The 24235-nt window shown below is 64.4% G+C and carries 16 protein-coding genes and 1 pseudogene; 8 read left to right on the forward strand and 9 right to left on the reverse strand.

What is annotated here, in order from left to right:
- The 3 genes from FUT88_RS11525 to FUT88_RS11535 form a co-directional block, all read right to left on the reverse strand.
- A partial coding sequence (locus tag FUT88_RS11525) for a hypothetical protein (protein WP_222614259.1) occupies positions 1–3559 on the reverse strand: 3559 nt, incomplete at its 3' end.
- A 17-nt stretch (positions 3560–3576) separates the two neighbouring features.
- On the reverse strand, positions 3577–4899 hold the full coding sequence (locus FUT88_RS11530; RefSeq protein ID WP_147215200.1) for a hypothetical protein: 1323 nt from the start codon (positions 4897–4899) through the stop codon (positions 3577–3579).
- Entirely contained in the window at positions 4896–5357 is a 462-nt protein-coding gene (locus FUT88_RS11535) for a hypothetical protein (protein WP_147215202.1), read from the reverse strand. The genes FUT88_RS11530 and FUT88_RS11535 overlap by 4 nt, the downstream gene beginning before the upstream one ends.
- 413 nt (positions 5358–5770) lie before the next feature.
- Here FUT88_RS11535 and FUT88_RS11540 point away from each other — a divergent pair, with 413 nt between their 5' ends.
- A complete protein-coding gene (locus tag FUT88_RS11540) occupies positions 5771–6457 on the forward strand; it encodes a YitT family protein (RefSeq protein ID WP_261797114.1) in 687 nt (228 codons plus the stop codon).
- 118 nt (positions 6458–6575) lie between these two features.
- Here the strand turns inward: FUT88_RS11540 and FUT88_RS11545 are convergent, their stop codons facing one another.
- Positions 6576–7622, reverse strand: a complete 1047-nt coding sequence (locus tag FUT88_RS11545) for an AraC family transcriptional regulator (RefSeq protein WP_147215204.1) — start codon at positions 7620–7622, stop codon at positions 6576–6578.
- Between the two features lie 250 nt (positions 7623–7872).
- Here FUT88_RS11545 and FUT88_RS11550 point away from each other — a divergent pair, with 250 nt between their 5' ends.
- The 7 genes from FUT88_RS11550 to FUT88_RS11585 all read left to right on the forward strand — a co-directional run bounded on the left by FUT88_RS11550 (position 7873) and on the right by FUT88_RS11585 (position 15996).
- Positions 7873–9555 carry a GMC family oxidoreductase gene (locus FUT88_RS11550; protein ID WP_147215206.1) on the forward strand — a complete coding sequence of 561 codons (1683 nt, stop codon included), beginning with the start codon at positions 7873–7875 and terminating at the stop codon, positions 9553–9555.
- Positions 9542–12025, forward strand: coding sequence for a flavin-containing monooxygenase (locus FUT88_RS11555; protein ID WP_147215208.1), 2484 nt, complete (start codon positions 9542–9544; stop codon positions 12023–12025). Before FUT88_RS11550 ends, FUT88_RS11555 begins: the two co-directional genes overlap by 14 nt.
- A gap of 6 nt (positions 12026–12031) precedes the next feature.
- Positions 12032–12748 (forward strand): TetR/AcrR family transcriptional regulator, encoded by a 717-nt coding sequence (locus FUT88_RS11560; RefSeq protein WP_147215210.1) that lies wholly within the window; start codon positions 12032–12034, stop codon positions 12746–12748.
- A 101-nt stretch (positions 12749–12849) separates the two neighbouring features.
- The gene (locus tag FUT88_RS11565; protein WP_261797115.1) at positions 12850–13635 is read left to right on the forward strand and encodes an alpha/beta hydrolase; all 786 of its coding nucleotides are present in this window, start codon (positions 12850–12852) and stop codon (positions 13633–13635) included.
- Positions 13636–13666: 31 nt separating this feature from the next.
- Positions 13667–14524, forward strand: coding sequence for an SDR family NAD(P)-dependent oxidoreductase (locus tag FUT88_RS11570; protein WP_261797116.1), 858 nt, complete (start codon positions 13667–13669; stop codon positions 14522–14524).
- A 3-nt stretch (positions 14525–14527) separates the two neighbouring features.
- Positions 14528–15406, forward strand: coding sequence for an SDR family NAD(P)-dependent oxidoreductase (locus FUT88_RS11575; RefSeq protein WP_147215212.1), 879 nt, complete (start codon positions 14528–14530; stop codon positions 15404–15406).
- A 380-nt stretch (positions 15407–15786) separates the two neighbouring features.
- Positions 15787–15996, forward strand: coding sequence for a hypothetical protein (locus FUT88_RS11585; RefSeq protein WP_147215214.1), 210 nt, complete (start codon positions 15787–15789; stop codon positions 15994–15996).
- 24 nt (positions 15997–16020) lie between these two features.
- On the opposite strand, the gene FUT88_RS11590 is transcribed toward FUT88_RS11585, so the two are convergent.
- The 5 genes and pseudogenes from FUT88_RS11590 to FUT88_RS11610 form a co-directional block, all read right to left on the reverse strand.
- On the reverse strand, positions 16021–16689 hold the full coding sequence (locus FUT88_RS11590) for a TetR/AcrR family transcriptional regulator (RefSeq protein ID WP_147215216.1): 669 nt from the start codon (positions 16687–16689) through the stop codon (positions 16021–16023).
- 88 nt (positions 16690–16777) lie between these two features.
- Positions 16778–17374: a TetR family transcriptional regulator gene (locus tag FUT88_RS11595; protein ID WP_261797117.1), complete on the reverse strand. Its 597-nt coding sequence runs from the start codon at positions 17372–17374 to the stop codon at positions 16778–16780.
- Positions 17375–17431: 57 nt separating this feature from the next.
- Positions 17432–18928, reverse strand: a complete 1497-nt coding sequence (gene adeC / locus FUT88_RS11600; protein WP_147215220.1) for an AdeC/AdeK/OprM family multidrug efflux complex outer membrane factor — start codon at positions 18926–18928, stop codon at positions 17432–17434.
- A gap of 11 nt (positions 18929–18939) precedes the next feature.
- Positions 18940–22091: pseudogene (locus FUT88_RS11605) on the reverse strand (efflux RND transporter permease subunit).
- Between the two features lie 14 nt (positions 22092–22105).
- Positions 22106–23299, reverse strand: a complete 1194-nt coding sequence (locus tag FUT88_RS11610; RefSeq protein ID WP_147215222.1) for an efflux RND transporter periplasmic adaptor subunit — start codon at positions 23297–23299, stop codon at positions 22106–22108.
- Between the last annotated feature and the right edge of the window lie 936 nt (positions 23300–24235).

The following is a 24235-nucleotide window of genomic DNA, read 5'->3' on the forward strand; positions in this document are numbered from 1 at the left end:
CGAGTGCCGATTCGGCGCCACGCGGCCCCAGCTCGGGCAGCACGCGTTGCGCCGGCGTGCTGCCCGGGGCGGGCGCCACGCCCGGCGTGCGCACGCCCGATGCGGCCAGGTCGGCCACCGCCGCCTCGTAGGCGCGCCGTTGCGACGCGCCATGCTGGCGCGCCACGCCCATGCCGGCGCCCATGAGCCCGGCCGAGGTGAAGAACTGCACCCAGTCTTCGCCCGTGGCCTGCCCGTTCGATGTCGCCAGCGATTGCCCCTGGTGCAGCATGGCCGCGAGGTTGGTGTTGAGCGCGCCGGTGCCCATCAACCGATAGGCGAGGGCGCCGCCGCCCAGGAACTGCAGCCCCACCAGCCGGCGCAGGCGCGCGGGCAGCCGGGCGAGCACGTCCGCCCGGTTGAGCAGCGGGATGGCATCGTTCAGCCGCTGCAGGCGCGTCGTGCCCAGCGTGAGATCGGCGACGACACCCGGGTTGCGCGTGACGCCAAACACGGCATTCAGCCGTTGCGCCGCGTTGGCGGTTGCCGCAGGGGATCCATACAGCGCATGGCTGAGCACGGCATTGGTGAGGTTGTTCTGGAACGGGCGCAGCGCCCAGCGGTTGTCATTGAGCAGGCTGATGCGCGCGGCGTCTTCCGCGCTGGCGCCGCGCGTGATGCGCACCGCGTTGATCGCCTCCATGAGATCAGCGTTGTAGGCGCCCACGCGCGCTGCGGCCACGGCCGTGCGGTTGACGAGCCCACCGACGCCGGCCGCGCCGCCCAGCACGTTGGCCCCAAGGCCCACCCAGTTCCACGGGTCTTCACGACCCTTGGCGGTGGAGAGCGCATTGATCGAGTGCGCCGCGCCTGCCACGGCCGTCACCGCAAAATACGCATCGGCCAGGTTCGACAGCACTATGGCCCACAGCGCAGCGGTCTCGGGCTGCACGACGGTGGTGATGATGCCGGCCGCCACCGTCAGGCCGATCTCCAGGTCGGTCTTCAGGTGCTCCCAGTTGTACCAGTGGTCGTCGGGCTTGTAGCTCTTCCAGTAACCGTCGTCGGTCATCAGGTTGCCGTTGGCATCGACCACCCAGTGCGGCTGGGCGATGAGCAGGCCGCGGTCCAGCCCGCTGTGCGATTCCCAGTCGCCATAGCCGTTGCGCACGGTAGTATCGGCGGGGCCCACGTCGATGTAGCGCCCGTCGGTGCCGATGCCCTCCATGATGGCCAGGCGCTTGGCGTCGCCCTTGGCCTCGCGGTTGTCCCACCACTGCATCGACAGCGAGGTGAGTGCCACGGGCGTGGCGCCGCTGGGCGTGTTCACGCCTTCGCCGTGCATGAGCTGGCTGGCCACCTGGGCCAGCGTGGTCTTGTGGCCCTTGTGGTCGTAGACGACTTCGTTGCCGCTGTACTCAGCGAACTGGCCGTCGGCCATGGCCTGCTGTTCGTCCAGAGAGCGCGCCGTGTACGTCGGGTCCAACCCGTATGCCTGGCCTACGGCGTTGTACACCTGGGCCTGGCTGGTGACGGTGTGCATGCCGTCCTGCCAGGGCAGCCCGACGGTGTTGCCGCTGGCCGTGACACCGGCGGTGCTGCCTGAGCTCACGCCTGCGGTGTCGGGCGTCCACTTCAGGTCGTTCTGCAGCCGTGGACTCGCGTTGGGCGCATTGGGAGCGGTGCCGACCGGCGCCGGCGGCTTGGGGGAATCCTTGTAGCCGGTCTCGCGCCGGATCTCCTTGCTGACCTCGTCGCCGATGTTGTCGCCGAGGATGTCCTGCGTGAGCTGCATCGGGACGTTGTCGTCCTTCACATCCTCCAGCCCGAAATCCTGCCCGGTGACCACGGCCATGCCACCGCCGCCGACGAAGTACGTCGTGTTCAGCCGCGAATCGACCGATTCGGTGCCCAGCCCGCCCTTGTCGATGGGCTTGAGCATCAGGCCTTCGATCTGCTTGCGCAGGTCGGTCATGTCCTGGTTGCGTGCACCGCCCGCGGCCGCGTAGATGCGCGACATGGCTTTCAGGTCGGTCACGTCCAGCTTGCCCTGGAACTGGCTGTGGTACAGCGCAGCGGCCAGGTCCGGCGCGACGCCGTTCATCTGGTCGGCTGCGGCGTTGGCCTGGTCTGACTTGTCCTTGCCGAAGACCTGCGCGCCGCTCTGCTGAAACAGCGACTGGGTTTGCGGGGCCTGGATCGTGTCGTCCAGCAGTTGCGCGTAGAAGATCGTGCCCTTGTAGACATCCAGCGACGTGCCCATGGCGGTGAGCCGGCCCTGGGGCGAATCCTTGCCGTCGTTGGCGGCGGTGCACATCATGGGCGCATGGTCGAGGATGGATTGCAGCGCGCGCTGCTGCAATCCCGAGATGCTCGCGTCTCCCATGACCTGGTCGAACAGCGGGTCACCGGACTGCATGCCGGCGAGCAAGCCTGTTAGCCGTTTGGCTGCCGCCGCGTCGCCCTTGCCTGGGCCGCCGTTGGTTTGCAGGGCATGCGCGGTGATGTGTAGCACCTGTTGTGCGCCAAGCCCCGTCTGCCATTGCTGGAAGCTCGTCAGCAGTTGCTTGAATTCGGGCGAGTCCTTGCCGGTGCCGCGCGCTGCCTCCATCTCGGGCGCGATGCCGGCCATGGTGACGGCGTTCTGCGCTTTCCAGAGGGTGTCGACGTTGTCGGGGTTGAGCTGCCAATCGCCATCCTCGGGCTTGCGGCCGGCGGCTACGTTCAGCGCCTGGTCCAGGTCGTTGTGATACGACTGCAGGGCGCGTGCGGCGGCGGCTTTGAGGTCGGCGTTGTCGGGCGCCTTGTCAGACTTGGCCTTAGCGTCCTGCCACGCCGCGTAATCGGTGCGGGCCTGCTTTACCGCGCCGTCGAGCGCCTTCTGGTCGGGCTTGATGTCCTGCTTCATGATGCCGGCCGTCACGCGCAGCACGTCCGGGTCCAGCACGTTCAGCTTGGCGAGGTCCTTGGCTCCGGCCTCGACGGGGTCCTTGGTCGGGTCCTGGTAGTAGTCCTCCAGATGCTGCTGCGCAGCCACCGTCAATGCGGATTGCGTCAGCATCGCCTCGTTCTGTTCGTTGCCGCCGAGCCAGGCTCGTGTGGCGGCAATCGCCTCGGGCAGTGTCATGCCGCTGGCCACGAGCTGGCCCAGATGGGCGGTGGTGTCGGGCTGGGCGCCGTCGCGCTGCGTGTCGGGCGTCTTGGCATCGGGCGTTGCCGCCAGGTTGCCCTTGCGCAGGGCGTTCACGCCGTCCTGCAGGTCCTGTTCGGTAAACAACTGGGCGCCGTCGACATCCTTGGTGGCCTGGTCGATGGGGTCGCTGGGGGGCTGCGCGGCCTTGTCGCCTGACTTGTCGCCGGTGTTGTCCTGCTGCCGCGCCACGGTCACGGCCTGGGCACGTGCCAGCACCGCTGCCTGGGCCCATGTCCGGTTGCTGATGTCGGCGTTGTCCTTGTCGTTGCGCGCGGCATCGAGCGCCTTCTGCAGGCCGGGCGCGTCGGCCGTGCCGCCGCCCAGTGCCTTGTTCAGCGCTGCCTGGGCCTTGGACAGGTGGCCCGCATCGTCCGGCCCGGTCTGCACCGGGGGCGGCGACGGCTTCAGGCCGGTGTGCTTCTGCAGCGTTTTCGACAGCGCACCGTTCGGGTCTTCATGATGATCGCTTGGTACGGCGCCATCGACGCATTGTTGGCCTTGGCCAGCCCCAGCGTGTCGAACGGTGTGTTGGGCGGTGTGTAGCCGTTTTCCTTGTAGCGGTCCTGATCGGCCTGTGCGTTGGAGAGGAAGGCCCGCAGACTGCCCATGACGTGCGCTGCGCCGTCGCTCTTCGGGCCGCCCAGCGCGTTGACGATGCGGCTGATGGGGCCGTAGTAGTCGTCGCGCTTGTCCAGCGTCTGCATGCTGGGGGCGTAGACCTCGGGGTCGCCCGCCTTGATCTTGCTGTCGATCTTGCCCTGCAGGTTTTGCGTGTAGAGCGCCTGCGCCAGTTCCGGCGAGGCGCGCTGCACGTCTTCCAGCAGCGCCGCGATGTCGCGCAGGTCGCCGGGCGTGCCTACCTTGGTGATGTTGTCGTGCGTGATGCCGGCGTTCAGCACCGCGGGGACCAGGTCCTTGTACAGCACCGTGTCCTTGTAGCGCGATAGCGCGTTGCCTTCGGCCACCAGCGTGTCGTGCGGGGTCTTGCCGCTGGCGTGGGTGATGTCCTGCAGCGCGCCCGACTGGAGGTCCTGCGTGCGTGCGTCGCCCATGACGCTTGCATACAGCGGGTCGGTGCTGGCCACGCCGCGCAGCTGCTGGGTGAGCGTCTGTGCAGCCTTGAGGTTGCCGTCTGCGCCGCCCGACGCGCGCGCGGCCTGGGCAGCGTCGACGATCTCCGCGGCGTGCAGGTCGTTCAGCACGTCGGCCGTCGACGGCACGCTTTGCGTACCTTGCGCGCCACTTGTGGCGCTGTTGCGTTGCGCGACAAGACGCTCGGCAAGCAGGCGCCGCTCGGTCTGCAGCGGATCGGCACGCCACTGGCTGTCGGGCTGGCCGGCCGCGGCGTTCAGTTCATCGGAAAGGGCGGTGTGGTACGCCTGCTTGTCGCGCGCCAGCGTGGCGGCGTCGGCATTGGCAGCCTTGTCCTTCTGCCAGGTCTCGAAGGCGGTCTGGGTGGCCTTGACGGTGTCGTCCAGGTTGGCGGCCGGCTTGAGCTCGACGTGCAGCGTCTTCACCACGTTGTCGATGGTGGGCTTGGAGAAAATGCCGAGCCAGACCTCCTGCTTGGCGGCATTCGCAATGGGGTCGGCATCGGCCGGGACCTTGCCGTCTGCCACGGCTTTTTCGGCTGCGATGGTCAGGGCGGCTTCGCCCAGCAGCGTCTCGTTCTGCTCGCTGCCGCCAAGCTGGGCACGCGCTGCGTTGACGGCTTCGGCCTCGGTCATGCCGCCGTCGAGCCCCGCCTGAATGGCGCCCGCGCGTCCTGCAGCGTCACGGCTTGCGTGGGCGGCGCCTGGTCGGTGGCGAGCGGCTTGTCGGACAGCGACTGCGTGGCGCTGTCCAGCGTGGTGTTGTCGAACACGTGCGTGAGGCCGACCTGACTGGCGGCCTGGTCAAGCGCGTCGACCTTGGGTTGCGCCGTGGTGCGTGCCGGGCCGTTGTGCGCGGCCTGCAGCAGGATGGCAGCCCGCGCAAGCGCCTCTCGGCTGACCGCGGGCTGCGTCTGCTGGATTTTCTCGATGGCAGCCTTCAGCGCCGCCGTATCGTCGGGAGCCTTGCCCTGGAGCGCATTCTTCAGGGCCGTCTCGGCATCAGACACATCGCGCGCGCTGGGCGGCGGCGGTGGCTGGATGGGCTTGGGGGGCGTCGGGACGCCACCACCGCCGTCGATGGCTCTGAGCATAACGATTCTCCTGGGCAGACTACGGGCACTCGCCCATGATTGCCGCGCCTGCCAAGCACGCCTATTCGGAAAATTCGTAGAAAAGCGCGCGAGACGGGCCGCCGCCCGCCGCGGACTACGGGATTCAGTGGCGGTTTCCTGGTTGTGCGCGTGGTTGTGGCGTTGCGCCTTCTCTGGGGGGGGCGGCTGATGGGTCCCCATGAGGCTGCGGCTCCCATGGTTTTGAGAGCTTCGCGCCACATCGTCATCTGGGCCTGCGCCTGAAGGACAACACCGGGCGGCTGCGGCGCGCGCACAACGCGTGTATCTGGTGAGGATCTGATTCGCGCACGGTTGGCTTGGATCAAAGAACCGATGGCCGTACCGGCGGCATAGTCGGCGCCGTGTCCCACGGTGTCCGTAAGGAGCCCCCCATGAATGCCCCCGACAATGTCCCCGGTGTCACCCGGCATAGCCTGCTTGAGGATGTGCTTGCCATCGTTACCGGCACGCTGTTCGTGTCGCTCGGCATCACGCTGTTCAAGCAGGGCGGTCTGCTGTCAGGCGGGACGGCCGGCGTGGCCTTTCTGATCCACTACGCCACATCGCTGCCCTTTGGCGTGGTGTTCTTCACCATCAATCTGCCGTTCTATTACTTGGCGGTGCGGCACATGGGATGGCGCTTCACGCTCAAGACGTTCTGTGCAGTGGCACTGGTGTCGTGGCTGAGCGAGGTGCACGCGCATTTCGTACAGCTGGGGTCGCTCAATCCGCTGTATGCGGGCGTCATTGGCGGCACGTTGATGGGCGTGGGCTTCATCGTCCTGTTCCGGCACCAGGCCAGCCTGGGTGGCGTCAACATCGTCGCGCTGTATCTGCAGGACAAGTACGGCATTCGCGCCGGCAAGCTGCAGATGGTGGTGGATGTCGGCATCGTGCTGGCCTCGCTGGTCGTGGTCAGCCCGATGGCGCTGGCGGCGTCGCTGGTGGGGGCGGTGGCGTTGAACCTTAGCATTGCGTTGAACCATCGGCCCGGTCGCTACCTGGCCATGCAAACTGGCAGCACCGCCGTCGCTGCGCGTGTCGGCAGCAACGGCTCGCCGGGCTCCTCAATGGCTTAGCAAGGTGTCGGCAGCGCGCGTGGACGGAGATTGAACGCTCAAGCTGCTCGTTTCGGATGCAGCTTGACCAACGACCGATGCTGCCGGCTCGCTCGCCAATTCCGGTGTCGGGCCAAATTCAATCCGGCTCTTTGTCGATAGCCGCGCCCTGGCTGCGGAATGTGCTGGGCGCCACGCCGTTCCAGCGCTTGAAAGCCTGCGAGAAGGTGGACAAGTCGGCGAAGCCGAGGCGCTCCGCGATCTCTCCCAGTGCCAGTTCACCCTCGATGAGCAGCGCCTTGGCCATCGCACAGCGCGATTCGGCCACCAACGCCCTGAAGGTGGTGCCTTCATCATGCAGCCGACGCTTGAGCGTGCGTTCGCTGGTGTTCATCAGGCGCGCCATGCTGCTTAGCGTGGAGAGCGTGGTGCCGGGCGCAGCGCTCAAGTAGTGGCGGATCATCGCCGTCGTGCCCACGCGCAAGCGCCGCGCTTCGATGAGACGGCTGCACATCTGCTCGCACATCGAAGCCGTGAGGGGGTTGGCGTGTGGCAGCGGCCGGCTCAGGAATGATCGGTCGAACGCAAGACTGTTGACGTGCGCCGAGTATTCCGGCTCCGCAGCGAACAGCTTCCGGCGTACCGGAGAAGGCCCGCGCGCCGGCGGGGGGCTGGCCCTGAGCGTGAAACGGGACAGTGCGAAATCATCTCCCCCGATTTCCTGCAGCAAGACGGCAGCGGCGACCATGTCCCGCTCGACAACGAACCGCTTCACCTCATCGGCCAGTTCCGGCTCGCCAAAACTCAGCACGGCGAGATGGCCTTCTTCGTGATACGTGATCACGGTAAATGCGTAGGTGAGCGGCAGGAAACGCAACGCCAACGCCATGGCATCGCCGGCCGTGGCGCTGCTGATCAGGCCGTAACCCCACACCCCATACGCCGAAAAGTGGTAGCGCAGCCCAAGCTCCAACCCCAGCCCCGGCGGATGCTTCAACAGGCGCAGCAGATTGCTGACCACGCGAAGCTCCTGCGTGGCTGTCACTTCCATATTCGGGTCGGACAGTTGGGCCAGCGACAGCTGCGTGCCGGCCAGCAGCTTTGCCGGCGAAAGACCGCGCTCCTGGCCAAAGTCGACCAGCAAGCGCGCGCTGGCCGGGCTCCGAGTGAACTCCCAGAAACGCATACGGAGAAACCCTTGGGACGTGCTATTTGGCCCAAATACTAAAACAGTTGTCCCCGCGCGCCATTGGTGTTTTCCCATGACGGAAGCAACATCAACCGCATCCGATAGGTCGCCCCAGCAGTGTTGCGCCATCCGCTCCGAGGAAGCCGCAGATCTTCCCGAGCGCGGGGCGCCGGCCTTGCACGTCGGATCGCCAAGCAGCTGTCGGCTTACAGCGCCTGGCTCAAAAAAACAGTGTGGAGACAACAACATGGGCAACATCTTCGACTACGTCATTGTGGGCGGCGGGTCCGCCGGCAGCGTCGTGGCAGGGCGACTCACCGAAGACCGGCAGGTGACGGTGTGCGTTCTGGAGGCCGGCGGGAGCGGGAGTGAACCCGTCATCAATGTCCCGACCGGCGCCGTGGCGATGCTGCCCACCAAGCTCAACAACTGGGCATTCGAGACCGTGCCCCAGCCCGGACTGGGCGGGCGCAGGGGATACCAACCGCGTGGCAGGGCACTGGGAGGCTCATCGGCGATCAACGCGATGGTCTACATACGCGGGCACCGCAATGACTACGACGACTGGGCTGCGCGCGGCAATGTCGGTTGGTCCTATGACGACGTGCTGCCGTATTTCCGGCTCAGCGAGCACAACGAGCGGCTCGACAACGCATGGCATGGCCGCGACGGCCCGCTCTGGGTCAGCGACCTGCGCTCGGACAACCCCTTTCAAGCGCGCTACCTGGAAGCCGCCCGCCAAGCGGGGCTGCCGCTGACGGATGACTTCAACGGGGCAGACCAGGAAGGCGTCGGCATTTACCAGGTGACGCAAAAGCACGGCGAGCGGTGGAGCGCAGCACGCGCCTACCTGCTGCCGCACATCGGGCGGCGCGACAACCTGAGCGTGAAAACGCATGCCCACGTCCAGCGCATCCTGTTCGAGGGCAACCGCGCCGTGGCCGTTGAAATGCTGCAAGGCGGCCAGCTTCACACGGTGCGAGCACGCCGCGAAGTGGTGCTGGCCGCCGGGGCGTTTCAGACGCCCCAGTTGTTGATGCTCTCCGGCATCGGCCCCTCCCATGAACTGGATCGCCTCGGCATCCAGACGCGTGCGCACCTGCCGGGAGTGGGCCAGAACCTGCAAGACCATCCGGACTTCATCTTCGGGTACCGGGCGCGCAGCCTCGACACGATGGGCGTGTCGATCGGTGGCGGCCTGCGCATGCTGAAGGCGATCCGACGATTCCGTCGCGAACGGCGAGGCGCGCTCACGTCGAACTTCGCCGAAGGCGGCGGCTTTCTGAAGACACGCGCCGGGCTCGCGATGCCCGATATCCAGCTTCATTTTGTCGTCGCGCTGGTGGACGACCATGCGCGGTCGTTTCACCTGGGCCATGGGCTGTCTTGCCATGTCTGCCTGCTGCGTCCCCGCAGCCGCGGCTCCGTCACCCTGCAGAGCAACAACGCCCAGGATGCACCGCTGATCGACCCCGCGTTCTTTCAGGACCCGCAGGATCTCGAAGACATGGTGGCGGGCTTCAAGCTCACGCGCAGGCTGATGCAGGCGCCAGCGCTGGCGGAGTGGATCACGAAGGATGTATTCACCGCCAATGTGAACACCGACGACGAGATTCGCGAGGTCCTGCGGCAGCGCACCGACACCGTCTATCACCCGGTCGGCACATGCCGGATGGGTAACGACGCTCACGCCGTCGTGGACCCTCAACTGCGCGTGCGCGGTCTGCAGGGCCTGCGCATCGTCGACGCCTCCGTCATGCCCACGCTCATCGGCGGAAACACCAATGCGCCGACGATCATGATTGCCGAGAAGGCGGTCGACATGATGCGGGGCCGCAGCCGGGTGCAGCCGGTGCTCCAGGAAGTTCGCTCCATGTCCACGCAATTGAAGGTCGATGCCTTGGAGGAAGCCCGCCATGTATTCAGCTAACCCGAGCCGCGCTTCCGACGCGGCCACTCCGCACGCAGCCATCATCATCGGATCGGGCTTTGCCGGCATTGGCATGGCCGTGGCGTTCAAGCGAGCCGGGCTGCACGACTTCGTCATCCTGGAACGGGCACATGACGTTGGCGGCGTCTGGCGCGACAACAGTTATCCGGGGGCCGCGTGTGACGTGCCCTCACACTTGTATTCCTTCTCTTTCGAGCCCAACCCGAACTGGTCTCGCACGTTCGCTCCCCAAGCGGAAATCCATGCGTACCTGCGGCATTGCGCGCGCAAATACGCCGTCGAGCCGCACATCAGGTTTGGCGCAGACGTCGCGCGTGCGCAGTATGACGAACAGCGTTCGGTCTGGCGGGTCACGCTACAGGACGGGACAACGCTCAGCGCGACGCTGCTCATCAGCGGCACCGGCCAGTTGAGCCGCCCCGCATTCCCGCGACTGCCGGGCATGGAAACCTTCAAGGGGCACACCTTCCACTCCGCGCACTGGGATCACGACTACGCGCTGCCGGGCAAGCGCGTGGCGGTGGTGGGAACGGGCGCTTCGGCCATCCAGTTCGTGCCGGCCATCGCCGATGCGGTGCAGCACCTCACGGTGTTCCAGCGCTCACCGGCCTACATCATGCCGCGCCCGGATCGTGCTTATCGGCCGTGGGAGAAGGCAGTGTTCCGCGCGCTGCCATGGGCGATGAAGTTGCATCGCGCAATGATCTACACGCGCTATGAGTCTCGCGCGCTGGCGTTTACGCGCTTCAAGGGGCTGATGCGGCTGGCGGTGGGCGTGCCGTTCCAACGGCTGCTCTCAAAGCAGGTTCCCGACGCCGCGCTGCGCGCCAAGCTCAAGCCCGACTACCCCATCGGTTGCAAGCGCATTCTGCTTTCAAGCGAATACCTCGCCGCCATGAGCAAGCCGAACGTTCACCTTGTGACCGAAGGCATCGGCAGGGTGACCCCAAACGGCATCGAAACCGTTGATGGCACGCACCATCAGGTCGACGCCATCATCTACGGCACAGGCTTTGCCGCCACCGAATTTCTCTCGCCCATGCACATCACCGGCCGCGCGGGTCTGGACCTGAACGATGCGTGGCGGCGTGGTGCAGAGGCCTACCTTGGCTTGACCGTGCCGGGTTTCCCCAACTTCTTCATGCTGTACGGCCCGAATACGAATCTTGGGCACAACTCCATCGTTTACATGCTGGAGAGCCAGATCGCCCACGTCATCCGCTGTTGCAAGGCGATGGCCGCCACCCATACGACCAGCATCGAAACGGATGCACGCCGCTATCGGCGTTTCAACGCACACATTCAGCAGCGCCTGGCCAAATCCGTCTGGAGCGGATGCAAGAGCTGGTACGTGGATGCGAGCGGGCACAACAGCACCAATTGGCCTGGCTTCACGTTGACCTATCGCCGGCTGACCCTGTTTTCGAGCCTGCAGGCATACCGCCTGACCAGAGCGCTGCCAGGGCAGGTGGGGCCAACCGCCGGCGTTGTCGTGGCCGAACCGCAGGGGTGGTGGGAGGCGGCCAACGCATGGTTCCTGCGCAACTTCCTGCGCATCGGTTTTCGCTCGCTCATCGGGCCGCCTTTCGGTGTTGCCGTTCAGCGCAGCGTCGTGCGCGTGCTGTCTCCGCTCATGCCGGGCGTGAGCGGAGTGATCCGCTACCGGGACTTGGCCGGCAACGTGCCGGTGGAAGTCGTTGCGCCCAAGCGCGGCGAGACCGACGGCGCCATGCTCTACCTGCATGGAGGCGCCTTCTGCCTCGGAGGCCCGGGCACGCACCGCAGCATCACGACGCGCCTGGCGGTCGAATCGGGCATGCCGGTGTTCGTTCCCGACTACCGGCTCGCGCCCGAGCATCGGTACCCTGCCGCGCTGCACGATGCGCTGGCGTGCTACGACGCGCTGCGCAGCCAGGGCTATGCCGCGGAGAAGATCGTCGTCGCAGGCGATTCGGCCGGCGGGGCGCTGGCCCTGGCATTGGCGCTTTCACTCCGGGAGCGCGGCGATACCGCTCCTGCTGGCCTGCTGTTGATCTCACCCGTGACCGACGCCACGCTGAGCGGCGACACGCTCGTGTCTCAGCGGACCCACGATCCGATGATCCGCCGCGGTTGGCTCGAACAAGGACTGCGCTGGTATCAGGCACCCGCCGCAGCGGCCGAGCACATGCCGCTCAAGGTCGACTTACGTGGGCTGCCGCCCATGCTGATCCAAGTTGGCGAAGATGAAGTGCTGGGCTCGGATGCCACCCGGCTGGCCGACCACGCTGCGGCCTGCGGCGTGCCGTGCCGCATCGAGGTGCATGCTGCGCGCTGGCATGTGTTCCACCTTCAGTCGTTTTATCTGCGCTCCGCAGTCGACGCCCTCCGCACGCTTGCCGATTTTGCCCGCGAGCGGATAGCGAGCGGGGCAAGCGCTGTCCGGGCCGACGTGCCGCCGCTTGGATGACCGCACATGAGGCGTATTACACCCAAGCCGAGACATGGCGGTCCGATTTCCGGCGACCAGGCAAGCCAGACGCGCGACCGCATCGTGGCTTACGCGTTGAAGGCCTTCAACGAGATCGGTGTGGCGAACGTCACAACAACCGGCCTCTGTGCGGGGCTCGACATGAGCCCCGGCCATTTTTACTACTACTTCCGCGGTAAGGAAGCCGTCGTGCAGCACCTCTTCGATCGCTTCGAGCGCGACATGCAGGCACAACTCCGTGGTCGTTTGGGCGGCGCCCTGTCCGGCGAACGCCTGTCCGAACGCCTATCCGAGCGCCTTCTGAACGTGCTCGATTGCGTGTGGGAATACCGTTTTCTTTACCGCGACATGAACAGGCTGATTGCATCAAGCCGGACGCTCGAGCAGGGGTTCAAGGAACTGGTCGACCAGAGCATGCGGGCCCTGAATGCCGCGCTCTGCTCAGATCGATCCGAGCATCAGAACGGACAGCGCTTGATGCAACGGGAAACCGCTTGCCGCTGCGCGGCCATCGTCGCGACGTATTGGCTGTCATTCCAGTTCTTGCAGAACGCCAGGCAATTCAATGATCGGAACGTCATGGCGCGCTCGGTTCACGCGGCCCGTGACCAGATACTTGCATTGCTACAGCCGTTCCTGAGAGATCGCCAGACGATGCCTGCGGGGCAATGTTCATACATCGACTTATTGGAGCAGCAATGACGCAACGAGCGAACGTAGAGTTCTCTTCTGGCCAGCGAGGAGAGCGGTGCCGGGGCTGGCTTTATGAACCTGAGGGGAATGGGCCGTTCCCCGTCATCGTCATGGCCCACGGCCTGGGCGGCGTCAAAGAGATGCGCCTGGATGCCTTTGCCGAACGCTTTTCCGACGCCGGCTATGCATGCCTGGTCTTCGACTACCGCAATTTCGGGGCGAGCGAGGGGGCCCCCCGGCAGTTGCTGGACATCGGCCAACAGCTGGAAGACTGGTCCAGTGCAATCGCCTTTGCACGGCTGCAGCCCAGCCTGATGCGCAGCAAGATCGTCCTGTGGGGTACGTCCTTCGGCGGCGGCCATGTCATTGCCTCCGCCGCGCGCGACCAGAATGTGGCGGCGGCCATTGCTCAATGTCCTTTCACTGACGGCATCGCCTCGGCCCTTGCGATGGATTTGCGCAGCAGCTTCAAAGTGACGGCGATGGCCATGGTCGACATGCTGCGCGGCCTGGTCGGCATGACGCCTTTGATGGTGGCCACGTCCGGCCCACCACATTCCGCTGCGCTCATGACCGCGCCCGACGCCCATGGCGGCTATCTGGCCCTGGTGCCGAGCGGAGTGTCCTTCCGCAACCACGTCGCAGCGCGCTTCGCGCTGAACATCCTGCGGTACCGTCCCGGCCGCGCGCGGCAAAGGTGTCCTGCCCGATTCTGTTCTGCATCTGCGAGACCGACTCCGTCGCGCCCGCCGGCCCAACCCGGCGCTATGCCAAAAAGGCGCCGCGCGGCGAAGTCCGTCTGTATCGGGCTGGCCATTTCGACATCTACGTCGGCGAAGCCTTCGAACGGGTGGTGGCTGACCAGCTCGATTTTCTCAAGCGCCATGTCCCCGTAAAAGGACGAGCCATGTCGAAAAAGGAGACCACATGATGACTTACGACTTGAACGACAAGGTGGTGCTGATCACCGGTGCGGCGGGCGGCATCGGCGCCGCGACCGCACGTGAGCTCTATGCCCGTGGTGCGAGCTTGGTGCTGACCGATATGCAGCAAACCGCGGTGGACAAACTTGCAGAAGAGTTCACCCCATCCCGCGTGCTACCTGTGGCGCTTGACGTCACCAACGCCGCGGCGGCGAAGGCTGTCGTCCAGCAGACGATCCAACGCTTCGAGCGCCTCGATGTGGTTTTTGCCAACGCTGGCATTTCGTGGCGTAGCGGTGCCTCGACCATTGCCAATTGCGACGAGGCCGAGTTCGAAAAAATCGTAGAAGTGGATTTGCTTGGCGTCTGGCGCACGGTTCGCGCGGCGCTGCCCGAGATCATTCGCAACAAGGGCCAAGTCCTTGTCACGTCATCCGCATACGCCTTTGTCAATGGCATGGCGAATGCACCTTATGCCGCGTCGAAGGCAGGGGTGGAAATGCTCACGCGCTGCCTGAGAGCGGAGTTCGCATATACCGGCGCAACGGCCAGCGTCGTTTACCCCGGTTGGACGGCGACAGCCATCGCCAAGGTGGCCTTCGGCGGAAACGCAACCGTGACAAAGATGAATGAGGTCGGATTTCCAGGGTCGCTGCGTCGGGCCATTCCTCCCGAGCAGGTAGCACGTGCAATCGCGAAAGGTCTGCAATGCCGCCGGCCGCGCATCTATGCGCCGTGGCGGTGGGTTCCGTTCTCGCTCTTGCGCGGGGTCTTCGGTGTATTGACCGATGCCATGCTGAGTCGACACAGAGAAATGCACGCCCTGATCCAGGAACTCGAGGCGGAATCAAAGCACGGATAAACCATGCCGAAATATGATTTGACCGATCGAGTCGTGGCCATCACCGGCTCCACTGGCGGCTTGGGATCCGCGCTTGCGGCGGCGTTGCGCGCCAAGGGCGCCCGCCTCGCATTGTTCGACCTGGACCTGGCCCAGGTCGAGGCGCAAGCAAAGACCTTGGGCGATGTCTCCCGAGCCCGCGGCTGGGCCACCAACGTGCGCAGCATGGAGAGCCTGGAGGCAGCCATGGCGGAAGCCGCGGCGCATTTCGGCAATATCGACGTGGTCATCGCCAACGCAGGCATCGACACCGTGGCGCCCATGGCTACGCTCAACCCGGAGGCATTCGAACGCGTCATCGACGTCAACCTCAACGGCGTCTGGCGCACCTTCCGCGCCGGGCTGCCCTACGTGCAGAAGCGGCAGGGCTACCTCATGGGTATTTCGTCGATGGCTGCCTTCGTCCATTCGCCGCTCCAAGCCTCCTACACCGCCAGCAAGGCAGGCGTTTGGGCCCTGTGCGATAGCGTGCGGCTGGAGTTGCAGCACCTGGGAGTCGGCGTCGGCAGCGTGCATCCGACCTTTTTCCCCACACCGATGATGGACGACGTCGTGGCCGATCCGGCGGGCCGTGCCTTGTGGGGCGGAAATGACAAAGGCCTTTGGAAAATGGTTTCGCGCGAATCCGTCGTGCGCGACATTGTGGCCGGCATCGAGCAGCGCGCGGACATGGTGGTCGTGCCCAAGCGAAATACCCTCATCGCGAAAGCGCCAGGACTCTTCAGGCGCTTTATCGAGCGCGCCGGCTTCCGAGGCAAAAACATCCAGCAAGCCATCGAGCTGGCATCGTCCACCGGATGGAACTTGCCCGCCGAAGGTCATGGCCGTCATTCCGGCAAATGACGACGTATCGCATGACTTCGAAGCGGGCTTGGTAGACCGCATGCGGAATGCGCTCAGTCACACCGGGTAGCGCAAGCTGCGCGTGCCACGATGCGAACAGAGATGACATGGCCGCAACTCACCGGGCGAGTTCAAGCGGCGCATTGACGAGTGCACGCTTGCCCGGAGGGGCAAGGGCGCGGTGTCGCGTGTTTTGGCCTGATCCACAAAATAAAGTCCGTGGGAGAGGGTGCTGCCAACCCATTGATCTATAAAGGGCGTCAATGCAAAAAAAGGGCCAACCGCTTCAACCGGCCCTGCCGAATGCTGTTTGTGCTGATCGACGGAGCTTATGAGCCGTCCATCGCCCAGGCATTGCAGGCGCGGCAGGCGGAGGAAGCATGAAATTCGCCACGCTTGCGCATACGGCGACCGACGGCCGACTGGTACTCGTGTCGCTTGACCTGCACCACGCGGTGGATGTCGCCCACATTGCCCGGTCGCTCATCGATGCACTCGAGCGCTGGGACGACGTGACCCCGGCATTGCAAGCGCGCTACGACGCGCAGCCCGCCTTCATTGTTGAAAACAGCCCCTTTCGGGCGTTTTGAAACCGTCTCTTAGGGCAGGGCGATTCAATCGGCCAGAGTGCGTCTTTCTTTGGTTTGTGCCGACCGCCCTCGTTTGGCCCTGGTTCCGGATTTGGCGGTTCCATATGCCGCCATGAACACCTCGACTGCACGCGCGATGATCTCCGATATGCGGGCGCGGCTGATGTCCACAGGCATGCCGAACAGGCACAGTTCCACGCATTCCGCCTCATACAGAGCATGTAGATGCGCTGCGGCGACGTCCGGGTTGGCACGCTTTAGCTTGCCGGCTTCCATGGCCTCGGCGATGAACTCGGTCAACATACCCCAGCCGATCTTGGGGCCGCGTTCATAGAAGGCGCACCCCAGGTCGGATCGATTGCCTTCGCCGATGGCCAGACGGCGGATCGCAAGAATGGACGGCTGTAAGATCGCATTCAGGTAGTGCTCGCCAAACACGATAAGCGTGTCGGCGATCGGACCAGTCGCTTTCAACTGCGCAAAGGCGTCGCGAATCTCGTCGGCGGCGGTGCCACTCATGATCTCCGCGAACATCTCTTCTTTTGAGCTGAAATAGTTGTACAGCGTCGCCTTGGATGCGCCCGAGCGGGCCGCGATATCTGACATCGAGGCCTGATCGAAACCGACCTCCATGAACACGCGAAAAGCGGCGTCAACAATGGCTTGCCGTTTCTCTTCTGTCTTTTTGCGCATGCATGTTTTCCTGATCCTGTGCCGCATCACCGCAGCGAAAACGAGAGTGTATGCCATCGACCACGCCGCAATGATGCAAAGACCAGCGTCAGCCGGCTTCCCCAGGCGCGGTCTGATGGGTGTTCTCTATGCCGTCAAAGAACGCCTGCAGACATGGCTGGATATCAATGTGCTCGCCATCGGCAACCGCGCCGGCGTGGTCCCACAACAGTCCGATGCCAACGGCATGCAGGCAGCGTGCGGCTGCCTCCGGTGTCATGTCGGCACGGAGTTGATTGCGCCTGCATGCGGCGCGCATCACGTAGTCTAGGTTTGCGATGGCGCGCGCCTTGATGCGAGCGATGTGGTCGATCGCTGGCTGAGGCCAGGGGGCGCAATCCGGTTGCCGCAGGACAAGGCGCAACACTGGCCACTGCCTGCTGTCCCGCGCGGATTGCGTCAACTGTGCAAGCAGTTGTGCATGAAGGTGCTGCAAGGGCCGCGGATGCACGGCATAGCCCCACAGACGGTCGCCGGGGTCCAACGGCCAGCGCAGGCCAACAAGGACGGCTGCCACAAGCGCCGGCTTGCCGCGGAAATGCCCGTACACCGCTCCGCGTGTGACGCCCGCTCGCACCGCAACATCTTCCAGGGTGGTGGCATGGACACCGTGCTGGCAGAACACCGCAATGGCGGCATCGATCACGCGCTGGCGGGTCTGCGCTGCGCCAGCCACAGTTCGTCTCACCATCGATGCGATGCCTCAGACGCCTGAGGCCCGTGGCGTTGTGGTTGCAGCCGATGCGGGTGTACCGGTGTTCTCTACCCAGCCGCCGCCAAGTGTCTTATAGAACGTAGCCAGGTTGGTGAAGCGCGACAGCCGTGTGCTGATCAAGTTTTGCTGCGCCGTATAGAGCGAGCGCTGGGCATCCAACACGTTGAGGTAACTGTCGACGCCGCGCTTGAAGCGTGCGGTGGCAAGGACGTAGCTCTCCGCTGTGGCGTCTACCAGCGATTGCTGCGCATCGAGCTGCCGGCCCAGCGTGCTGCGCTGCGCCAGCGCATCGGACACTTCGCGGAAGGCAGTCTGGATGGCCTTCTCGTACTGCGCCACAGCAATGTCGCGGTTTGTCTTGGCGATGTCCAGATTGGCGCGATTGGCTCCGCCGTCAAAGATGGGCAACGAGATCTGCGGCCCGAAGCTCCACGCTCCCGAGCCTGCCTTGAACAGGCTTCCCAGGCTGGCGCTGGAAGTGCCTGCCGATGCTGTGAGACTGATGCTGGGGAAGAACGCCGCCCGTGCAGCACCGATGTTTGCATTGGCTGCCTTCAAGTCATGCTCGGCCTGCAGGATGTCAGGCCGTCGCTGCAGCAGGTCAGACGACAAGCCGGGCGGAATGGTGGCCAGTACGCTGCCGGCAGCCGCCGATGCATCGGGCAGCGATGTCGGCAGCAACTCCACGGGCACATCGGCACCCACCAGCAGCACCAGTGCGTTGCGGTCCTGCTCGACCTGAGCCGTATAGCGCTCTACGTCCACGCGAGCGCTGTCCACGCTTGTCTGCGACTGGCGCAGCGTCAGCTTGGACACGGTGCCCAGTTCATAACTGCGCTGGTTGAGCTGGTAAGTGTTGCTTTGGCTGGCAAGGGTGTCCTGCGCTAACTTGAGCTGGTCCTGGTCTGCGGCAAGGGTCAGATACGCGGTGGCGACCTCCGCAATCAGGCTGATCTGGCTGCTGCGACGCGCCTCTGCGGTGGAAAGGTACTGCTCCAGCGCCTGCGCGCTGAGGCTGCGTACGCGCCCAAAGAAGTCCAGCTCGTAGGCGCTGAAACCCAACGTGGCGCTGTAGCTGTGTGCCACCAGCGGCTGTCCGATGCCAGAGAGATCGGCAGGTGTACGGCTGGCACTCTCGCTGCCACTGGCCTTGACGGAAGGAAAGAGCGCAGCGTCCTGCACACGATACTGCGCGCGGGCTTTCTCGATATTGAGCACAGCGACGCGCAGATCCCGGTTATTCGCCAAGGACAGCTCAATGACCCGTTGCAGCTGTGGATCGGTAAAGACTTGGCGCCAGCCGATCTGGGCTACCGGCGAGGCAGTCTTGTCGTCGGGGTTGTCTGCAGAAGGCGTTGCACTGGCGACATCGGCAAAGGCGGCGGGCACAGGGGACGCCGGCTGTTGGTAGGCCGGCATCAGCGTGCAGCTAGTCAGCATGGCAGCCAACGGGAGCAGCGTGGAGGAAAACGGAAAGCGGATCATCTCGAACGTCCTTACGAGGCAGCGGCGTCGGCCGGTTGGGCATGCGCTGGCGCCGTAGCCGAGCCGCCCTTGAACAGTCCCCGCACCAGCACAAAGAACAGCGGCACGAAAAAGATGGCAAGCACTGTGCCGGACAACATGCCGCCGATGACGGCGACACCGAGCGCGTGCTGTGCACCAGCACCGGCACCCGTGCCCGTCACCATTGGCACCACACCGAGGATGAACGCTAGGGATGTCATCAGAATCGGCCTCAGGCGCATGCGCACAGCGGCGATAGCGGCATCGACCAGGCTCCTGCCGTGCTCGTTGAGCTCCTTGGCGAATTCAACGATGAGGATGGCGTTCTTGCACGCCAGTCCGATGGTGGTCAGCAGGCCAACCTGGAAATACACGTCGTTCATCTTCCAGGTGAGCACGGCACCCAGCAGCGCACCGAACACGCCCAGTGGCACCACCATGATCACCGAGAAGGGGATCGCCCAGCTTTCGTACAGCGCGGCCAGACACAGGAACACGATGAGAATCGACAGCGTATAAAGCAGGGTGGTTTGCCCAGTGGAGGCCTTCTCTTGCATCGACAGACCCGTCCACGAATAGCCGATGCCGGCCGGCAGTTTTGCGACGGCATCTTCGACGATGGCCAGCGCTTCGCCGCTGGAGGCTTTGCTTGGCATGCCCATGCCCAGGATTTCCATGGACGGCACGCCGTTGTAGCGCTCCAGGCGCGGGGAACCCGACGTCCAGTCCACCTTGGCGAACGCCGTGAACGGGACCATGGTGCCGGCGCTATTGCGCACGTACCACTTATCGATATCGCCCGGGTTCATGCGGTAGGGCGCATCGGCTTGCAGCATGACTTTCTTGACACGGCCCCGGTCGATGAAGTCGTTCACGTAGCTACTGCCCCAAGCTGTGGCGAGGGTCGTGTTGATGTCGGAGATGGAAACACCGAGCGTTTCGGCCTTGTGGGCATCGATCTTCAGTTGAAACTCGGGCGTGTCTTCCTGCCCGTTGGGGCGTACGGCTACCAGGCGTGGGTCTTTGGATAGCGTACCTAGCAACTGGTTACGCGCCTGCATCAGCGCGTCGTGGCCGAGGTTTGCGCGGTCTTGCAGCATCAGATCAAAGCCGGTGGCGTTGCCCAGTTCTGCCACGGCGGGCGGCGCAAAAGCGAACACCCGGGCATCGCGCAGCGTGGCAAAGAAACCGAACGCCTTGTCCACGACACCGTTGACGCTGAGCGCCTCGCCCTTGCGCTCGTTCCACGGGCGCAGCTTGACGAAGGCAAAGCCCATGTTCTGGCCACTGCCGGCAAAGCTGAAACCCGCCACGGAGAACACGCCTGAAACCGCTTCTTTCTGGTCAACCAGGAAGTGGTGTTCCACTTGGCGCAGCACGTCTTCGGTGCGCGCGTTGGTTGCGCCCGGCGGCAGTTGCGCCAGGACGAACAGCGAGCCCTGGTCCTCATCCGGCAGGAAGCCGACGGGCAGCTTCATGAAGCCAACCACGACCATCGCGAGCAACACGCCGTAGATCATCATGTAGCGCCAGCCCTTGCCCAGCATGTGGCGCACGATGCCCTGATACCGCTGATTGCCGCGGTCGAAGGTCCGGTTGAACCAGCCGAAGAAGCCGGTGGTGGCCTGGACGTGGCCTTTCTCAACGGGCTTGAGCAGGGTGGCACATAAGGCAGGGGTGAGCACCAGCGCGACCAGCACCGACAGCGTCATCGCCGACACGATGGTGATCGAGAACTGCCGGTAGATCACACCGGTCGAGCCCTTGAAGAACGCCATCGGTACGAACACTGCGGCCAGCACGAGTGCAACGCCGACCAGCGCGCCCGTGATCTGCCCCATCGACTTGCGCGTTGCCTCCTTGGGTGAGAGTCCTTCCTCACTCATCACACGCTCGACGTTCTCCACCACCACGATGGCATCGTCGACCAACAGGCCGATGGCCAGCACCATGGCAAACATAGTCAGCGTGTTGATGGTGAAACCGCACGCAGCGAGCACGCCAAACGTGCCAAGCAACACCACCGGCACTGCGATGGTCGGGATCACCGTGGCGCGGAAGTTCTGCAGGAACAGGTACATCACCAGGAACACCAGCACGATGGCCTCAATCAGCGTGCGCACCACCTCTTCGATCGAGATGCGGACGAATGGCGTGGTGTCGTATGGCTTCTGCACCTTCATGCCTGGCGGGAAGAAGCGCTCAAGTTCGGCCACGCGGGCGTCGACCGCCTTGACGGTATCGAGTGCGTTGGCGCCCGTCGCCAGCTTGATCGCCAGGCCGGCGGCCGGCTTGCCGTTGTAGCGCCCGACCGTGTTGTAGCTCTCGCTTCCCAGCTCAATGCGCGCGACGTCGCGCAGGCGCACCTGAGAGCCATCGGTCTGCGTGCGCAGCAGGATGTTGCCGAACTCATCTACGGTCTTGAGGCGCGTTTGCGAGGTGATGGTTGCGTTGATCTGCTGGCCTGCCGATGCCGGCATGGCACCCAGTTGGCCGGCAGAGATCTGCGCGTTTTGCGCCTGGATGGCGTTCTTTACATCCAGCGGCGTCAGGCTGAAGTTGGACAGCTTGTTGGGGTCCAGCCAGATGCGCATGGCGTACTGCGAGCCGAACAGCGTCGTGTCGCCCACACCCTCCACCCGGCTGATGGCGTCCTGCACGTTGGCGGCCACATAGTCGGACAGGTCGGAACCGTTCATGCTGCCGTCTTCTGAAGTGAAGGCAAGCACGTTCAGGAAGTTTGTGGCGGATTTGGCGACCTGCACACCTTGCTGTTGCACCTCCTGCGGCAACAGCGGTGTGGCCAGCGCGAGCTTGTTCTGCACTTGCACCTGAGCGGTATCCGGATCCGTGCCGTTTTCGAACGTCAGCGTAATGGTGGCGGTGCCGGAAGACTCGCTGGTGGACGCCATGTAGCTGAGGTGATCCAGCCCCTTCATCTTTTGCTCGATGATCTGGGTGACGGTGTCTTCCAGCGTTTTGGCTGATGCGCCCGGGTATGTGGCCGTGATCGACACGCCGGCGGTGCGATGCTCGGATACTGCGCGATGGGCAACGTGGCAATGGCCAACGCACCCGCCAGCATCACGATGATGGCCAACACCCACGCAAAGATGGGGCGGTCGATAAAGAAGCGTGCCATGGTGGTGTCCTGAATCAGTTGGCGGCCACGGTCGCCGGCTTGGTGGTCGCCGGCGTAGGCGCCTTCGTTGTCCACGGCGTTGTCTTGACCTCCGCGCCAGGCACGGCACGCGGCAAACCGTCCACCACCAGTTGATCGCCCGCGCGCAGGCCGGTGCGTACGAGCCATTGGTCGCCGACGGTGCGGTCGGTTTCCAAGGCACGCCGCTGCAGCTTGTGGTCGGCTCCCACCACATAGGCGAAGGGCTTACCTGTGCTGTCGCGTCCTACGGCCTGCTGTGGTACGAGGACTGCCTCATCCTTCACGCCTTCGGCCAGCACCGCACGCACGTACATGCCGGGGAGCAGCACGGCATTCGGGTTGGGGAACACGGCGCGCAGGGTCACCGAGCCGGTGTTCTGGTCGACCGTGACATCGGAAAACTCGAGCTTGCCTTCCAGCGGATAGGTGCTGCCGTCTTCCAGCTGCAACCGCACTGTAGCTGCAGTGGCGCCCGTCTTTTGGAGGTCGCCTCGCGCCATGGCCTGCTTCAGGCGCAGCAGTGCGGCGCTGGATTGCGTCACATCAACGTAGATGGGATCGAGTTGCTGAATCGTGGCCATCGCGGTGGTCTGGTTGGCCGTTACCAAGGCGCCTGGTGTCACGCTCGATTTACCGATGCGCCCGGAAATGGGCGCATCCACGCGGGCGTAAGCCAGGTTGATGCGACTAGTCTCTACGTTGGCGCGGGCGGCTGCCACATCGGCTTCGCCCTGGGCCAGGGCGGCCGCGGCATCGTCGTAGTCCTGCTGGCTCACTGCCTGGATGGCCACGAGCTCTTTGTAGCGCTCGGCCTTCAGGCGCGTGGTCTTGAGGTTGGCCTGCGCCTTCGCCAGCGCGGCCACATTGCTGTCGTAAGTGGCCTGGTAAGTGGCGGGGTCGATCTGGTAGAGCGGCTCGCCCGCCTTGACGTCGCTGCCTTCACGGAACTTGCGTGCCTTGATGATGCCGTTGACCTGCGGACGCACATCTGCAATCAGAAACGGAACGGTACGGCCGGGCAACTCTGTACTGAGTGCCACGCGCTGGGATTGCACAGTCATCACGCCCATGGTTGGCGTGCCTTCTGCGGGGGGCGGGCCACCGGGGGGCTTGCCGCACGCAGCAAGTAGAGACGCTGCCGCAAGCGCGGCCAGAAACGGGGGCATAGCAGATGGGATCGGGCGCATGACAGGTTCCTGAGTATTCGGATCGACTAAAACTAAACTGAACGGTATGGTATGAATATGATTTCGTGTGGTCAAGATCGCGCGCTTTCTAGATCGGAAATAGTGCGTTTCGGCTTCGACACGTTCTTTTCGATAGACCGTTATCCGTTTCAGAACCCACACGCCGTGGCGGAGCGAAACGAAGGCGTGCTGGCGCCGTCGTGCTGGAGGTGGTGTTGCTCGGCAACCAGTGGGAGCAAGGCGGCTCTGAAGCTCAGCCTCCCGCTTCACGGGTGTCAATGGCAGTACGAAGCTCCCGCTGAGCACGTATGGAGGCATTTAAAGTGTGCGATCGAGGGGGCTGCCAGCGACATTGCCAACGGGTTGTTAGCGCTCTTTTTCCGCTCACAGAGTCGTGGCGTACGCGGGGGGGCGTACGTGTCGAAATGCTCAAATAATCTCAGCATGCTCGTCGGCTTCTTGACACGCACAAAGGTGGCGTGGGATACGACACGTGCAAACGCGGCACCCCACTTCCGTGGGGGGCAGGCTCCTGTGTCAGTGCCGCAGATTTGACGACAACAAGAAGTTGGGAGGGTGTATGAGCAACAAACACGGACCACCAGCACCGCTGGCGGGCTGCGGAGCAAACGATTGGCGCAGCCACTTCACGATCCGAACGAGGGTCTTCAGGGCGGGCCTCATGAACGACGCTTTGACTTAACGGGCCATCCCCAGACTCCGAATCAACTGCGGCGCGCTGAGCGCTGTCCAGACAGCGCAGTGACTCGCTAGGGGCGGAGCGCTCCGTCGCCTTGCGTGTTATCGCAAGGCGCGACACTCACTCGCGGGCTGCGCTTGCCTCTCTTTATCGTGAAAACCACCATGTTGCTGACAAGCAAGCAATTCTTCGTAACCGTGTCCGCCGCCTTGCTGCTCGCTGCGTGCGGGGGTGGC

The sequence above is a fragment of the Ralstonia sp. TCR112 genome (assembly GCF_007997035.1).
Classification (GTDB): Bacteria; Pseudomonadota; Gammaproteobacteria; order Burkholderiales; family Burkholderiaceae; genus Ralstonia; species Ralstonia edaphi.

What these genes read in the sequence shown, in the direction of transcription:
- FUT88_RS11530 (WP_147215200.1), bottom strand. Translation starts at nt 4,899, where the DNA reads ATGACCGAGGCCGAAGCCGTCAACGCAGCGCGTGCCCAGCTTGGCGGC.
- FUT88_RS11535 (WP_147215202.1), bottom strand. Translation starts at nt 5,357, where the DNA reads ATGCTCAGAGCCATCGACGGCGGTGGTGGCGTCCCGACGCCCCCCAAG.
- FUT88_RS11540 (WP_261797114.1), top strand. Translation starts at nt 5,771, where the DNA reads ATGAATGCCCCCGACAATGTCCCCGGTGTCACCCGGCATAGCCTGCTT.
- FUT88_RS11545 (WP_147215204.1), bottom strand. Translation starts at nt 7,622, where the DNA reads ATGCGTTTCTGGGAGTTCACTCGGAGCCCGGCCAGCGCGCGCTTGCTG.
- FUT88_RS11550 (WP_147215206.1), top strand. Translation starts at nt 7,873, where the DNA reads ATGGGCAACATCTTCGACTACGTCATTGTGGGCGGCGGGTCCGCCGGC.
- FUT88_RS11555 (WP_147215208.1), top strand. Translation starts at nt 9,542, where the DNA reads ATGTATTCAGCTAACCCGAGCCGCGCTTCCGACGCGGCCACTCCGCAC.
- FUT88_RS11560 (WP_147215210.1), top strand. Translation starts at nt 12,032, where the DNA reads ATGAGGCGTATTACACCCAAGCCGAGACATGGCGGTCCGATTTCCGGC.
- FUT88_RS11565 (WP_261797115.1), top strand. Translation starts at nt 12,850, where the DNA reads ATGGCCCACGGCCTGGGCGGCGTCAAAGAGATGCGCCTGGATGCCTTT.
- FUT88_RS11570 (WP_261797116.1), top strand. Translation starts at nt 13,667, where the DNA reads ATGATGACTTACGACTTGAACGACAAGGTGGTGCTGATCACCGGTGCG.
- FUT88_RS11575 (WP_147215212.1), top strand. Translation starts at nt 14,528, where the DNA reads ATGCCGAAATATGATTTGACCGATCGAGTCGTGGCCATCACCGGCTCC.
- FUT88_RS11585 (WP_147215214.1), top strand. Translation starts at nt 15,787, where the DNA reads ATGAAATTCGCCACGCTTGCGCATACGGCGACCGACGGCCGACTGGTA.
- FUT88_RS11590 (WP_147215216.1), bottom strand. Translation starts at nt 16,689, where the DNA reads ATGCGCAAAAAGACAGAAGAGAAACGGCAAGCCATTGTTGACGCCGCT.
- adeC (WP_147215220.1), bottom strand. Translation starts at nt 18,928, where the DNA reads ATGATCCGCTTTCCGTTTTCCTCCACGCTGCTCCCGTTGGCTGCCATG.
- FUT88_RS11610 (WP_147215222.1), bottom strand. Translation starts at nt 23,299, where the DNA reads ATGCGCCCGATCCCATCTGCTATGCCCCCGTTTCTGGCCGCGCTTGCG.